The 14,023-nt window shown below is 41.0% G+C and carries 14 protein-coding genes; 11 read left to right on the top strand and 3 right to left on the bottom strand.

The genetic code is table 11. The features are described from left to right. Positions 1-5 precede the first annotated feature (5 nt). Genes H538_RS0104165 through H538_RS23045 form a run of 3 tightly spaced genes read left to right on the top strand, consistent with a single transcriptional unit; the run spans position 6 to position 1,848 of the window. Complete coding sequence (locus H538_RS0104165; protein WP_026676524.1) at positions 6-215, top strand: DUF3906 family protein; 210 nt, start codon at positions 6-8, stop codon at positions 213-215. Between the two features lie 38 nt (positions 216-253). Beyond that, on the top strand, positions 254-1,039 hold the full coding sequence (cobA, locus tag H538_RS0104160; RefSeq protein ID WP_026676523.1) for a uroporphyrinogen-III C-methyltransferase: 786 nt from the start codon (positions 254-256) through the stop codon (positions 1,037-1,039). Positions 1,040-1,065: 26 nt separating this feature from the next. Continuing rightward, a complete protein-coding gene (locus tag H538_RS23045) occupies positions 1,066-1,848 on the top strand; it encodes a sirohydrochlorin chelatase (RefSeq protein ID WP_322786383.1) in 783 nt (260 codons plus the stop codon). A 50-nt stretch (positions 1,849-1,898) separates the two neighbouring features. On the opposite strand, the gene H538_RS25400 is transcribed toward H538_RS23045, so the two are convergent. Together H538_RS25400 and rnhC are read right to left on the bottom strand one after the other, a co-directional pair. Then, a protein-coding gene (locus H538_RS25400; protein WP_154657894.1) for an IS3 family transposase occupies positions 1,899-3,253 on the bottom strand; the annotation gives its coding sequence in 2 pieces (ribosomal slippage) (positions 1,899-2,800 and positions 2,800-3,253; 1,356 coding nt in all). Positions 3,254-3,339: 86 nt separating this feature from the next. Further along, complete coding sequence (gene rnhC / locus H538_RS0104140) at positions 3,340-4,284, bottom strand: ribonuclease HIII (RefSeq protein WP_026676520.1); 945 nt, start codon at positions 4,282-4,284, stop codon at positions 3,340-3,342. Between the two features lie 159 nt (positions 4,285-4,443). Between rnhC and zapA the strand changes: the two genes are divergently transcribed. The 4 genes from zapA (at position 4,444) to H538_RS0104120 (ending at position 9,423) form a co-directional block, all read left to right on the top strand. After that, positions 4,444-4,707 carry a cell division protein ZapA gene (gene zapA / locus H538_RS0104135; protein WP_026676519.1) on the top strand — a complete coding sequence of 88 codons (264 nt, stop codon included), beginning with the start codon at positions 4,444-4,446 and terminating at the stop codon, positions 4,705-4,707. Next, the gene (locus H538_RS0104130) at positions 4,708-5,247 is read left to right on the top strand and encodes a CvpA family protein (protein WP_026676518.1); all 540 of its coding nucleotides are present in this window, start codon (positions 4,708-4,710) and stop codon (positions 5,245-5,247) included. A gap of 70 nt (positions 5,248-5,317) precedes the next feature. Further along, positions 5,318-7,033: a DNA polymerase/3'-5' exonuclease PolX gene (gene polX, locus H538_RS0104125; RefSeq protein ID WP_035350030.1), complete on the top strand. Its 1,716-nt coding sequence runs from the start codon at positions 5,318-5,320 to the stop codon at positions 7,031-7,033. Between the two features lie 29 nt (positions 7,034-7,062). Continuing rightward, positions 7,063-9,423, top strand: a complete 2,361-nt coding sequence (locus H538_RS0104120) for an endonuclease MutS2 (RefSeq protein WP_026676516.1) — start codon at positions 7,063-7,065, stop codon at positions 9,421-9,423. 137 nt (positions 9,424-9,560) lie between these two features. On the opposite strand, the gene H538_RS26420 is transcribed toward H538_RS0104120, so the two are convergent. Next, positions 9,561-9,722 (bottom strand): DUF6254 family protein, encoded by a 162-nt coding sequence (locus H538_RS26420; RefSeq protein WP_169729196.1) that lies wholly within the window; start codon positions 9,720-9,722, stop codon positions 9,561-9,563. Between the two features lie 197 nt (positions 9,723-9,919). Between H538_RS26420 and H538_RS0104110 the strand changes: the two genes are divergently transcribed. The 4 genes from H538_RS0104110 (at position 9,920) to H538_RS0104090 (ending at position 13,996) form a co-directional block, all read left to right on the top strand. Continuing rightward, the gene (locus H538_RS0104110) at positions 9,920-11,602 is read left to right on the top strand and encodes an AMP-binding protein (protein WP_026676515.1); all 1,683 of its coding nucleotides are present in this window, start codon (positions 9,920-9,922) and stop codon (positions 11,600-11,602) included. 178 nt (positions 11,603-11,780) lie between these two features. After that, entirely contained in the window at positions 11,781-12,377 is a 597-nt protein-coding gene (gene fadR / locus H538_RS0104100; RefSeq protein ID WP_026676514.1) for a fatty acid metabolism transcriptional regulator FadR, read from the top strand. Between the two features lie 43 nt (positions 12,378-12,420). Beyond that, the gene (locus H538_RS0104095) at positions 12,421-13,194 is read left to right on the top strand and encodes an enoyl-CoA hydratase (protein ID WP_026676513.1); all 774 of its coding nucleotides are present in this window, start codon (positions 12,421-12,423) and stop codon (positions 13,192-13,194) included. Positions 13,195-13,225: 31 nt separating this feature from the next. Further along, positions 13,226-13,996 carry an electron transfer flavoprotein subunit beta/FixA family protein gene (locus H538_RS0104090; protein ID WP_026676512.1) on the top strand — a complete coding sequence of 257 codons (771 nt, stop codon included), beginning with the start codon at positions 13,226-13,228 and terminating at the stop codon, positions 13,994-13,996. Positions 13,997-14,023: the final 27 nt, after the last annotated feature.

The following is a 14,023-nucleotide window of genomic DNA, read 5'->3' as shown; positions in this document are numbered from 1 at the left end:
GCCGGATGAACTTGTATCGATTCGAAGTCGTTTTTAAAACGGGGAGCGCAAACGTTGTCATTGCCGCCGAAAACGACGAATCAGCTTTTTCCCAGGTCGAAGTGGAATTAGAAAAACATTTTTTGAAAGTGCCGGAAGTCAAGGAGATTTCGTTATATGAAAAAAAGAAAATAAAAGAAGCAACGGGATTTGTTTTTTCTCTAGAACCCGTTTAAAACGAAATCATTCTGTCGCGAGAGGGGAGATCATGGACATGGGGAAGGTATATCTTGTCGGGGCGGGACCCGGCGATCCTGAACTGATTACGGTAAAGGGATTGAAATGTATTCAAGAAGCGGACGTTATTTTATATGATCGTCTCGTCAATAAGGACTTGTTAAAATATGCGAAAGAAAATGCAGATTTAATTTATTGCGGCAAGCTGCCAAACTATCATATGTTAAAACAAGAAACGATCAATCATTTCCTTGTCAAGCATGCAAAGCAAGGGAAAGTCGTCACCCGGTTAAAAGGTGGAGACCCTTTCGTATTCGGAAGAGGAGGCGAGGAAGCAGAAGTGCTGGCAAGGAACGGATTAGAGTTTGAGATTGTTCCAGGGATCACTTCAGGCATAGCCGCCCCCGCTTATGCCGGTATACCTGTTACCCACCGCGAGTTCAGTTCAACGTTTGCATTCGTTACTGGTCATCGCCGGAAAGGGCAGGAAGATGATCTTCGTTGGGAAAGTTTGGCGAAAGGGATTGATACGTTGGCCATCTATATGGGGATAAGCAATTTGCCTTATATTTGCAAGCAGCTGACGAAACATGGCCGTTCACCTGAAACGCCAGTTGCGCTAGTCCATTGGGGAACAACGGAAGACCAGCAAACGGTTATTGGAAATCTAAACACGATTGTTGACCTGGCTAACCGTCATCGTATTCAAAATCCGAGTATGATCGTTGTTGGGGAAGTTGTGAAACTTCGCGAAAAGCTAAAGTGGTTTGAACGAAAATTGGCATCAGGGGCAGCAGACATTCCATATGTCCAGGCGTATTGAAGCGTAGGTAATGAAGAGGGAGAGTGATGGGTGTGCAAGCTATATTGTATATTTGCCATGGAAGCCGGGTCAAAGAGGGGATCATTCAGGCCACTGGCTTCATCAATAAGGCGAAAAAGAAAATGGACTGCCCGATCCAGGAAATTTGCTTTCTTGAATTGGCTGAACCTACAATTGAAGAAGGTATTAAGCGCTGCATCCATCAAGGAGCGACAAAAATTGCGGTCGTTCCCATTCTTCTGCTTACTGCGACACATGCCAAAGAGGATATACCAGGTGAAATTGAAAAAGCGATGAATAAATATCCTGATGTTCAATTTTCGTACGGGCGTCCGTTCGGAGTTCATTCAAAAATAATAGACGTATTAATGGAACGAGTAAAAAGTCAAAAGGCGAAAATCGATGACGATGCAATGGTCCTCCTTGTCGGAAGAGGGAGCAGTGATCCTGACGTACGGCGGGATTTAAACAAAATTGCGAATGCACTTTATGGAAAGTTTCCGTTTCAAAAAGTGGAAACGTGTTTTTTGGCCGCAGCCGAACCGACATTTGAACAAGGGCTAAAGCGGGCGCAGGAAACCGGACATCGGCAAGTATTCGTTCTCCCATACTTGCTTTTTACCGGCATCTTAATGAAAAGTATCGAAAAAAAGCTGAAAAAGCTTTCCACGCCAGAACAAGAATTTATTCTTTGCGATTATTTAGGATATCACCCTCATTTGCAGGAAGTGTTATATGAGCGGGTCAGAGAATTGATTCAAGATGCGGTGACGGAAAATGATACACGTGAGGCATTATGTGTCATCTGAAAAAGCAATGGTTTTGAAGTGACCCCAAAAAGTTAGACACGGTTATTTCATTAGGCAGCTTGTTCAAAATGAGTTCGGTATTGTACCGGACTCATTTTGAATTTTGCCTTCATCCGTTTCGTATTATAATATTCCATATATTTTTTTAACTCTTGTTTAAAATGCTCTACACTTTCGAATTCCTTAAAGTAAAGGAATTCTGATTTCATAATCCCAAAGAAATTCTCCATTACCGAATTATCGTAACAGTTTCCTTTACGAGACATACTTTGTTTAATCCCTCTTTCTTGGAGGGCATGACGGTATTGTTTCATCTGATAATGCCAACCTTGATCTGAGTGCATCAGTAGGTTATGCTCTTCTGGCAAGCGCTCTAGAGCTTTCTCTAACATCTCTGAAACAAGTGAGTATGTTGGTCTAGAGCCGATTGTATAGGTGATAATTTCTCCATTAAATAAATCTAATACAGGCGATAAATAAAGCTTCTCACCAAATAATTTAAATTCTGTAATATCCGTTACCCACTTCTGATTTGGGGCATCCGCTGTAAATTGACGATCTAAATGATTGGGCGCAATTTTTCCTACCGTTCCTTTATACGATTTATATTTTTTCATCCGGACCAAACATTTTAAGCCAAGTTCTTTCATAATACGTTGAACCTTTTTGTGGTTTACCTTTTGCCCCCGATTCGCTAGCTCGTCACGGATTCGACGGTAACCATAACGACCTTCATGTTCCTCATAAATGGACTTGATTTCAGCCTTCAAATCGCTATCTGGATCTGGTTGATTCATTCTCTTCACTAAAACATAATATGTGCTACGTGGAATATCAGCGAGCTTCACGAGTTCTTTCACCGGGTATTTATGCCTTAATTCATAGACTACTAGTGCTTTGTCTTTTTTGGTGACTTTTCCTTGTTTTGAACTAAGGCATTCAACTTTTTTAAATATTCATTTTCCATTTCTAGTTGTTTAATACGAGCTTCAAGTGCCTCTACAGATCCCTCAACTGGTGGTTGTTTAAGTTCTTTATTAGATTTTTTCTTCATAAATAAACGCCCCTTTTGACTCGGTTCTAGGGCTTCTAAACCACCGTTCTCCATCTTTTTCTGCCAATCATACACCATTGTATAACTAGAGATTTTAAAGAGAGCTGCGGTATCCATTAATGACGCACCAGTTTGAACCATGTAGTTTAGTACGTCTAGTTTAAATCTAGTAGAACAGTTTGTACAGGTGTTTTTAAACCCATCTTCCCCATGTAATTCATATAATTTCAACCAATATTGCAATTGAGCTCTGGGAATACCCGTTTGTATTGCATATTCTTTTTGAGATATTATTTTCGCATTATAGCCTTGAATAATATTTAATTTTATATCACTTGTATATTTAGTCATAAATAAAAACTGCACCTCCAATTGTTAGATCTGTGTCTAACAATTGGGGTGCAGTTCATTTCAACATTGAAACCATTGCTTTTTTCTTACCATCGTTTTCCTGATGCTAGAGCTTCTGCCTTTTTTGTGTTTGCAAAATGAAGCTTTGCGATTTCTCTTAATTTTTCCTTTCCAAATTTACGGATGAGTTCGGCCGCCTTCACATCCACTTGTGCACCTGCCCCTTTAGGAATCGTCATACCAAGGCTATCGCCGATTTTGTCCATTTCTTTAATAAAGGAGTAGCGGGCCAGAATAGAGGCGGCAGCTACAGAAAGGTGCAGTGATTCCGCTTTTGTAGCAAAGTAAATCTTTTCTTTTACCTGCTCTTTTTCTCTTGCAATATGATTGAAATAGATTGCCGGTTCGCAAAACTGGTCGACGAGAATTCCGTCCAACGGTTTACCTTCTAACTTTTGCATCACATTTAAAAGCGCTTTATTATGTAAGACAGCTTTCATTTTCCCCTGGCTCATCCCTTTTTCTTGAAGCGAATTGTATTTTTCGTTTCTTAAAACGAGCAAACTGTATGGAATGGTATGTAAAAGATCTTTAGCGATCGAAACAATTTGTTTATCGGTTAAATGTTTAGAATCCTTGACGCCAAGTTCCCGGAGCAATTCCATTTGCTCTTTTTTTACATAGGCTGCGACTACCGTAATCGGGCCGAAATAATCCCCCGTTCCGACTTCGTCGCTTCCAATGATGGACAATTCTTCAATGTTTTCCGGAGGTGCGAATAAATGTGCGGTCTTTATTACAGCTTTTTTCTGTTCAGCTGGTAAAGCGGCATTCTCCCACCTGTAAGCTTCGTCTAGAGCCGTTTTTCCTTGAAACAAAACTTTTCCGGATTTATATGCGGTTATCGTGCATCCAGGAGGTTTTGCGACAAATATGCTGCCGGGAGGGGTAGCCGGTTGAAGGCAGGAACGATAATGTTCTTTCATTTTTTCAATGGTTATGGCAGACAATTTCAATACGCTATTTGACATGTTTATAGTCCTTTCAAAAAATTTAATGAATGATCAACAAATATTTTCATAACTTCGTTGTTTCTGATAAGATATAGGTTAGAGTTTTCTACATCGCTGTAGTAAAATAGTCCAACAAATACGTTATAAATCGATCCGGGTTGAATAGGAGGTAGTTTCGTGGCGGAAGAAAAGAAAAAGACACGGACCACAGTAGATATTTATGGTCAGACGTATACAATTGTAGGTACCGAGACTTCCAGCCACATTCGTTCTGTCGCTGCGATGGTTGACCGAAAGATGAGAGAAATACAAAGCTTCAATTCATATCTCGATACAAAGCAGCTCGCTGTATTAACAGCGGTTAATATAATGAACGAATACTTAAAGAGTAAAGAAGAGCTGGAGAAATTGCAAGAAAAGATAAAGGATGAGGATACGTAAATGCTTAGTTTAATTATAATCGTACTATTAATTATAGGTTTTTTCGTCGGGTTAAAACGCGGGTTAATCATGCAAGTTTTTCATCTTACGAGTTTTATTATTGCTTTTTTTATTGCTTATCACTTTTATGATAACATTGCTCCGCAAATCAAGCTGCTTGTTCCATACCCGTCTGTTTCAAGCGACAGTTCCATGGCGTTAATTTTAAAAAGCGTTGAAACAGAAAAAATGTACTATAACGCGATTAGTTTTGCCATTTTATTCTTTGGCACGAAAATCATTTTGCGCATTGTCGCTTCCATGCTTACATTTCTCGCCGACTTGCCGATTTTACGGACAGTCAATCGATGGCTTGGCGGTTTACTGGGATTTGTCGAAGTGTATTTAGTGTTGTTTATTCTATTGAGCATCGCTTCCCTTATTCAAACAGGACAAGTGCAGCATTATTATGAGAGTTCGTCTGTAGCCCAGGCGATGGTCAATCATACCCCTTATTTTTCCGATACAGTAAAAGAGCTATGGTCTAATCATTCGGGCTAAAACTTCTCCCCGCCGGAGAAGTTTTTTTCAAATAACGAAACGCATCGAATTAAAAGCAGGTGACTTTTTTATGGTGAATAAAAAGCAAGTCGTTAAAACATTAGAGCTAATCGCGATTTACCTTGAAATAAAAGGAGAAAATTCTTTTAAAACGTCGGCTTACCGGAGGGCTGCTCAAAGTTTGGAATCGGATGACCGAAGCCTGGAGCAAATCGGGGACCCGGCCGCACTCAAAGGGATTGGGAAAGGGACGGCAAGCGTTATTGTTGAAATGATGGCCACCGGAAAATCGTCTTTGTTAGAAGAATTGCAAGAAGAACTTCCATCCGGTTTATTGCAGTTATTAAACGTCCCTGGACTTGGCGGAAAAAAGATCGCAAAGCTTTATCAAGAGCTTGGCATAACTGACATTGAGTCTTTAAAAGTGGCATGTCAAGAAGAACGAGTGAGGGGCCTTGCCGGATTTGGGGCAAAAACGGAAGAGAAAATTTTGGCGTCACTAGAGGGGATTGGGAAGCGGCCGGAGCGGCTGCCAATCGCCTATATGCTTCCAATCGCAAAAAAAATTGAAGAGCAATTGGAAACCTTTGATCATATCGAGCGGTTTTCGAGAGCGGGAAGTTTGCGCCGCTCACGTGAAACGATTAAAGACCTGGACTTCATTATCTCAACTTTGGCTCCAGCTTCCGTCAAAGAACAGCTTTTAAAGCTTGAAGGCATTAAAGAAGTCATTGCAAAAGGAGATACAAAGGTTTCCCTTCAACTGGATTATGACTATCCGGTATCTGTCGATTTTCGAATTGTCACGCCCGAGCAGTTTGCCACTACTCTTCATCATTTTACCGGATCGGCTGAACATAATGTAAAGATGCGGCAATTGGCAAAAGAACGAAATGAGAAAATTAGCGAGTATGGAGTGGAAAATACAGAGACTGGCGAAGTGACAACATTTGCCAATGAGTCGTCGTTTTACCGCCATTTTGGGCTCGAATGGATCCCGCCGGAAGTGCGTGAAGGAGAAGAAGAAATTGAGCTGTTTCAAAAAGCCCGGCGGCTCATTACGCTTGATGACATTAAAGGCGATCTTCATATGCACTCCACTTGGAGCGACGGGGCAAATACTATTGAAGAAATGGCAGAAGCAGCAAGAAAGAGGGGCTATTCGTACATTGCCATTACGGATCATTCCCACTATTTGAAAGTTGCAAACGGGCTTTCGCCAGAGAGAATCCGGATGCAGAGAAAGGAAATTGAACGTTTAAATAAAAAATATAATGACTTTACGATTTTAGCAGGAGTGGAAATGGATATACTGCCGGATGGAACGCTCGACTATGACGATGAGCTGCTGGAGGAAATGGATCTTGTCATTGCCTCGATCCATTCTGCTTTTTCACAAGATCGAAAGACGATCATGAAACGGATGAAACAAGCGCTTGAAAACCATCATGTCGACATTATCGCCCATCCGACCGGGCGCCTCATTGGCAGAAGAGAAGGCTATGACATCGATGTAGAAATGCTCATTGAACTCGCGGCCGAAACAAATACCGCATTGGAATTAAATGCGAATCCAAACCGGCTAGATCTAAGTGCTAAGTGGCTGAAGCTTGCCCAGGAAAAAGGGGTGAAGCTCACGATAAACACAGACGCCCATTATAAAGAAACGATGGAACATATGGAGGTCGGTGTATCCTCAGCAAGAAGAGGGTACATCCGTCCTGAAAGTGTGTTAAATACGATGAACTTAAAGGAACTTAAAGCGTTTTTACATCGCCATGATTGACAAGCGCTTTACCTTGAGGGGGAATTATTTTGCAAGAACGTATTTTTCGAGTACTTGAATATACAAAGATTATTGAACAATTAAAAAAACATGCCAGCTCATCACTCGGGGTGCAGCAAATTGAAAACTTAAAGCCGTCGACCAGGCTTGATGAAGTGAAACATTGGCAAAATAGCACGGATGAAGGAGCAAAAGTCATTCGCCTGAAAGGACAGGCGCCGCTTGGCGGAATTCGGGATATTCGCGCATCGATAAAGCGAGCCCAGATTGGCGGGATGCTAAGTACGGAAGAGCTGCTCGAAATTTCGACAACAGTATACGGTGGCCGCCGGTTTAAACGGTTTATCGAGAACATGGTTGAAGATGAAATTGAACTGCCCATATTGGACGCGCTTGCCAGCCAGATTGAACCGTGTACAGAGCTCGAGCAAGAAATTAAAGCGTGCATTGATGACAACGGCCATGTTCTTGACAGCGCAAGTCCTGAACTAAGAACGATTCGCCAGCAGCTTCGAACATATGAATCACGTGTACGGGAAAAGCTTGAGAGCATTGTCAGATCGTCAAGTTACCAGAAAATGCTCTCAGACGCGATCATTACGATTCGCAATGATCGGTTCGTTATTCCGGTGAAACAAGAATACCGTGGGAATTTTGGCGGCATGGTTCATGATCAGTCCGCTTCAGGAGCAACCCTTTTTATTGAACCCCAGGCTGTTGTTGCTATCAACAATCAATTGAAAGAAGCAAAAGCAAAAGAAGCGCGGGAAATCGAGAAAATTTTAAAAGAACTTTCAGGAAAAGTCGGGGAAGCCGCTGATGTTCTTGATCAAAATATTACAGTTCTCGCAGAGATTGATTTTATATTTGCAAAAGCGCTTTACGCAAAAGAACTGAAAGCTTCTAAGCCGATCATGAATGATAAAGATTATATCCGCTTAAAAAGAGCCAGGCATCCGCTAATTGACCAAAAAGTTGTCGTTCCGATTGATGTTGAACTTGGAAACCAGTTTCAATCGTTGATCATTACGGGTCCGAATACCGGGGGTAAAACCGTTACATTAAAAACGATCGGCTTGCTTTCGCTAATGGCCCAATCCGGTTTGCATATCCCTGCCGATGAAGAATCGGAAATGGCTGTATTTGAAGCAATTTATGCGGACATCGGAGATGAGCAGTCCATTGAACAATCGTTAAGTACGTTTTCTTCCCATATGGTCAATATTGTCGACATTTTAAAAACGGTCAATCATAAAAGTCTTGTTTTATTTGACGAGCTTGGCGCAGGAACCGATCCGCAAGAGGGTGCGGCTTTGGCCATTTCGATCCTCGATAATGTAAGGAGCCGCGGGGCGAGAATAATAGCTACAACCCATTATAGTGAATTAAAGGCTTACGCTTATAATCGCGAAGGTGTCATCAATGCAAGCGTAGAGTTTGATGTGGAAACATTACGTCCGACCTACCGGCTTTTAATTGGTGTACCGGGACGAAGCAATGCGTTTGAGATTTCTCGCAGGCTTGGTTTAGATCCAAAGATAATTGATATGGCAAAAGCGCAAATTAGCGATGAAGAAAACCAGATCGATAATATGATTCGTTCCCTTGAAGATAATCAGAAATTGGCCGAGAAAGAAATGGAAGAGGCCCGGAAAATTCGCGAGGAAGCAGAACAATTGAAAGCCGACCTTGAAGCTGAGATGGAGAAATTTAATAACGAGCGGGATCGCTTGCTGCAAGAAGCGGAAATACGAGCGGAAGAAGCAGTGGCCAACGCAAAGAAAACGGCTGAGGAAGTCATATCAGAATTAAGGGAATATCAGAAGAATTTCGGAAATGTAAAAGAACACCGATTGATTGATGCGAAAAAACGGCTCGAGGACGCCGCACCGGGACTTCGGAAAACAAAGAAAAAAAAGGCGGCTGTCCCATCTCAAAACGTTGATTTTAAACCTGGTGACGAAGTGAAGGTCCTAAGTTTTGGACAAAAGGGCCATATTATCGAGAAAGTCAATGATAATGAATACCAGGTGCAAATCGGCATTTTGAAAATGAACGTTTCGAAAAATGATTTGGAGTTCATTAAACAGCCCAAGCAAAAACAAGAGCCTCGTTCTTTTGTGAAAGTTCAGGGAAATGAAGGGACGGTTCGTCCAGAACTTGATTTGCGTGGAAAACGGTATGAGGATGCGATGCTCGAAGTCGATAAATATTTGGATGAGGCAATGCTGGCTGGTTATCCGCAAGTATCGATTATTCACGGTAAGGGAACAGGTGCCCTAAGAAGCGGTGTGCAAAACTTATTAAAATCCCACCCGAATGTGAAATCGATGCGGATGGGTGCTGCAACGGAAGGCGGAAGCGGCATTACTGTTGTCGTTTTAAAGTAAAGGCAAAGTAATGGGGAGAGTATTATGGAAACATTATGGAAAGTGCTATTTGTTGTGAGCGGAATCTTTATTTTGTCTGGAATAATATACATGGTCTTTTTTGCATAAAAAGCTGTTGGGATATCCCAACAGCTTTATTAATATTCAATTTCGTCGACATCTTTCGGTTGAATGGTAGGCTTGTTTTCGGTCAATTCGTTCGACAATTCTTCAAACGATTTTACTTTTCCATGTGTCGGGTGCATTCGCTGTTTTTGTCCTTTAAACGCTGCTACACGTCTTGCTTTAGAGTGAGCCATTATAATCCCCCCTTCAACATTAGTTTGATAAAACGTAAAACAAATATACTGGCAAAATAAAGCGAAAGATGTAAAAAAAATGACCCTATTTATTCAAATTTTTAAAAAAGTATATAAAATTGAATCCGTTTTCATTATAATAGAATGTAGAAGAGAAAATTTGAAGGAAAGGCGTGAATCAAAGGAGGAGACATCCGATGGAAAGAAGATGGTTAAACCATTATCCGAAAGAGATTCCAGGTCAACTTGACTATAAGGAGAAACCTTTATTCACGTACTTGCAAGAGGCGGCCGAAGAAAAACCAGACAACGTCGCCATCTATTTTTACGGTAAAGAAATAACGTTTAAACAAGTTTACGAAAGTGCGCTTCGCTTTTCAAATGCGATTTTATCATTGGGCTTAGAGCGCGGTGACCGTGTAGCGATTATGCTTCCTAACACGCCACAAGCGGTAATTGCCTATTATGGGACATTAATGGCCGGGGGAACAGTAGTTCAAACCAATCCGTTATATACAGAAAGAGAATTGGAGCATCAGCTGAATGACAGCGGGGCGAAGTTCATAGTCTGTCTGGACTTGCTTTTTTCAAGAGTCATTTCTGTAAAAGAACATTCAAAACTCGAGCATATCATTGTTACTGGGATTAAAGATTACTTGCCATTTCCGAAAAATTGGCTGTACCCGATCGTTCAAAAAAGGCAGAACCCGATGATTGTAAACATTTCATACAACGGCTTTATTCATTCATTTATGGAATTGCTTAATCAATCTTCGAAAGAATTTGTACCGGTTTCCGTCAATCCGAAAGAAGATCTTGCATTATTGCAATATACAGGAGGGACAACTGGACCGGCCAAAGGGGTTATGCTCACCCATTCCAATTTAGTGGTAAACGCAAAACAATGCCAGGCATGGATATATAACGTAAAAGAAGGCGAAGAAACTGTTCTTGCTGCATTGCCTTTTTTTCACGTTTATGGAATGACAGTCGTCATGAATTTGGCCATTATGCTGAAGTCAAAAATGCTTATCGTTCCCCATTTTAAAGCAAAAGAAGTTCTGCAGCTTATTCATAAGCACAAACCGACGTTGTTTCCGGGGGCTCCAACGATGTACATCGCCTTGTTAAATCATCCCGACATTAAGAAATATAATTTGACATCGATTAAAGCTTGCATTAGCGGATCTGCACCTTTGCCGATCGAAGTACAGGAAAAGTTTCAATCGATCATATCAGGAAAGCTAGTCGAAGGATACGGTTTAACAGAAGCTTCGCCGGTTACTCACTCCAATTTAGTCTATGGCCGTCAAGTGAAAGGAAGCATTGGATTGCCATGGCCTGATACAGAAGCTGCCATCCTATTGGAAAACGGCGAATTTGCGGAGCCGGGCGAAGTGGGCGAATTGGCTGTAAAAGGTCCGCAAGTGATGAAAGGGTATTGGAACAAGCCGGAAGAAACGGCTGCCGTTTTCCGTGACAATTGGCTATTGACAGGCGATATGGGATACATGGATGAAAATGGGTATTTTTACATTGTTGATCGGAAAAAAGATATTATTATCGCAGGTGGTTTTAATATATACCCGCGTGAAATTGAAGAAGTTTTATATGAGCATGAAGCGGTAAAAGAAGCTGTGGTTGCCGGCGTTCCCGATCCATATCGCGGGGAAACGGTTAAAGCTTATATTGTTTTAAAAGAAAATGCTAGATGTACAGAGGACGAATTAAATCAATATTGCAGAGAGCATTTAGCCGCTTTCAAAGTTCCCCGGGTTTATGAATTTAGAGATGAACTTCCGAAGACGATGGTTGGCAAAATTCTTCGCCGCGCGCTTATCGAAGAGGAGAAAAATAAATTAAAGCAAGAAACAAGGTAAAGGTGCGGATAACCGGGATCGGCAATTTGCCGATTCCGGTAAACCTACGTCCAATGCCTTACTTCCAAACAAGCTGCAAAAGCAAATCGTTCTCAATTGACAGAAAAGGGGGATTTATTTTACAATTAAAGTATGAATGAACAATCATTCATTTTATGAACCAAGTGAGGAGATTCAATTGAAACGTAAAGGTCCGAAATATGAAAAAATTATTGATGCGGCAGTTAGTGTGATCGCAGAAAATGGTTATCACCAATCTCAAGTGTCAAAAATCGCTAAAAAGGCACAAGTAGCAGATGGGACGATCTATCTTTATTTTAAAAATAAAGAAGATTTGCTCGTGCAAGTTTTTAATGAGAAAATGGGCAGCTTTATTGAAAAATCAAGAAAGCAATTAGAGGAAAAATCAACTGCCAAAGAGAAATTGTTAACACTCATACAATTGCATTTTAAATTATTAAATAACGATAAAGAACTTTCAATTGTCACACAATTGGAGCTGCGTCAAACAAATCGGACATTAAGGGCTAAAATTGGTGAAGTATTAAAACAATACTTAACCTTAATTGACAACATTTTAAAAGAGGGCATAGAAAAAGGTGAATTTACGAAAGATTTAGATTACCGCCTTGCCCGGCAAATGATATTTGGAACCATTGATGAAACAGCAACGAACTGGGTCATGAATGAACATCACTACGATTTACCATCACTTGCAAAGCCCGTACATCAAATGTTGATTAACGGGTTAAGCAATGGTGCTTTAAAGCAATAATTGCACCAATAGATACCATAAATGGAAGGAAGGAGAGCTTAGAGTGGAATTTTTGCAAGTTCAAAAAGAAAATCATATCGCTGTTGTCCAGCTTAATCGTCCACCGGCAAATGCCCTTTCATCACAGCTTTTGAAAGAGCTTTCCATCGTGTTTTATGAGTTGGAAAATGACAGTGAAGTTAAAGTGATTCTTTTACGAGGAGAAGGAAGATTTTTCTCAGCGGGAGCTGATATCAAAGAGTTTACAACTGTAAAAGATGAATCTGGGTTCGCTAAACTCGGGGAATTCGGTCAACAGTTATTTAACAAAATTGAAAATTTCCCTAAACTCGTTATTGCAGCGATTCACGGGGCAGCGCTTGGCGGAGGATTGGAACTTGCGATGGCTTGCCATATCCGGGTTGTTTCAGAAGATGCAAAGCTTGGATTGCCGGAACTTACGCTTGGTCTTATTCCTGGATTTGCTGGAACGCAACGTCTGCCTCGTTATGTCGGCACGGCGAAAGCTTGTGAAATGCTTGTAACAAGTGAACCGCTGACGGGAAAAGAAGCTGTAAAGTGGGGGCTTGCAACTCGAGCTTATCCTGAAACGGAACTTTTTGAAAATGCTTACAAGTTGGCAGAAAAAGCCGCCCAAAAGAGTGCTCTTTCTGTAAAATATGTACTCGAACTTCTTCAATATGCGGCTCGCGCCGAATTTGAGGAAGGAACGAAAAAGGAAGCAGAATATTTTGGTAAAGTGTTCGTCTCAAATGATGGACAAGAAGGCATTAAAGCCTTTATCGAAAAACGAAAGCCACAATTTAAAGATCAATAAGTAACTAAACAATTTAAATGGAGGGGTAGAAATGAACATTTTTGTCATCTTAAAACGCACGTTCGATACAGAGGAAAAAATTTCAATCAACAATGGGAAAATTTCAGAAGACAGCGCTGAATTTATTATTAATCCATATGATGAATATGCTGTGGAAGAAGCAATTGTACTACGTGATCAACACGGCGGAGAAGTTACAGTTGTTACTGTTGGCTCTGAAGAAGCTGAAAAAGAACTTCGCACCGCGCTTGCGATGGGGGCGGATAAAGCGGTTTTAATTTCGAATGAAGATCTCGATAGCCAGGATCAATTTACAACCTCTTCTATATTGGCAACGTATTTTAAAGAGCAAGAATTTGATTTAATTCTTGGTGGAAATGTAGCGATTGATAACGGTACAGGACAAGTAGGGCCTCGTCTTGCCGAGCTTCTTAATATCCCATATGTGACGACCATTACATCAATTAAAATCGATGGTTCAACTGTATCGATTGATCGTGATGTAGAAGGAGATGTGGAAAAAATAGAAACCTCCCTACCTCTTCTCGTAACGGCACAACAAGGTTTAAATGAACCACGATACCCTTCATTGCCTGGAATTATGAAGGCGAAAAAGAAACCACTTGAGACGCTGGAACTTGACGACCTTGATATTGATGAGGACGATGTAGAAGCTAAAACTAAAACGGTTGAAGTATTCTTGCCTCCGAAAAAGGACGCCGGAAAAATTTTAAGCGGAGAAATCGCCAGCCAGGTGAAAGAACTTGTTTCCTTGCTTCGTACGGAAGCGAAAGTTATTTAATGTAGACAAAAAAGAAAAGTTGATTAA

The sequence above is a fragment of the Fictibacillus gelatini DSM 15865 genome, from assembly GCF_000430745.1.
GTDB lineage: Bacteria > Bacillota > Bacilli > Bacillales > Fictibacillaceae > Fictibacillus_A > Fictibacillus_A gelatini.
Note: the sequence above shows the minus strand (reverse complement) of the source record. Positions and strands in the feature narration are given on the sequence as shown.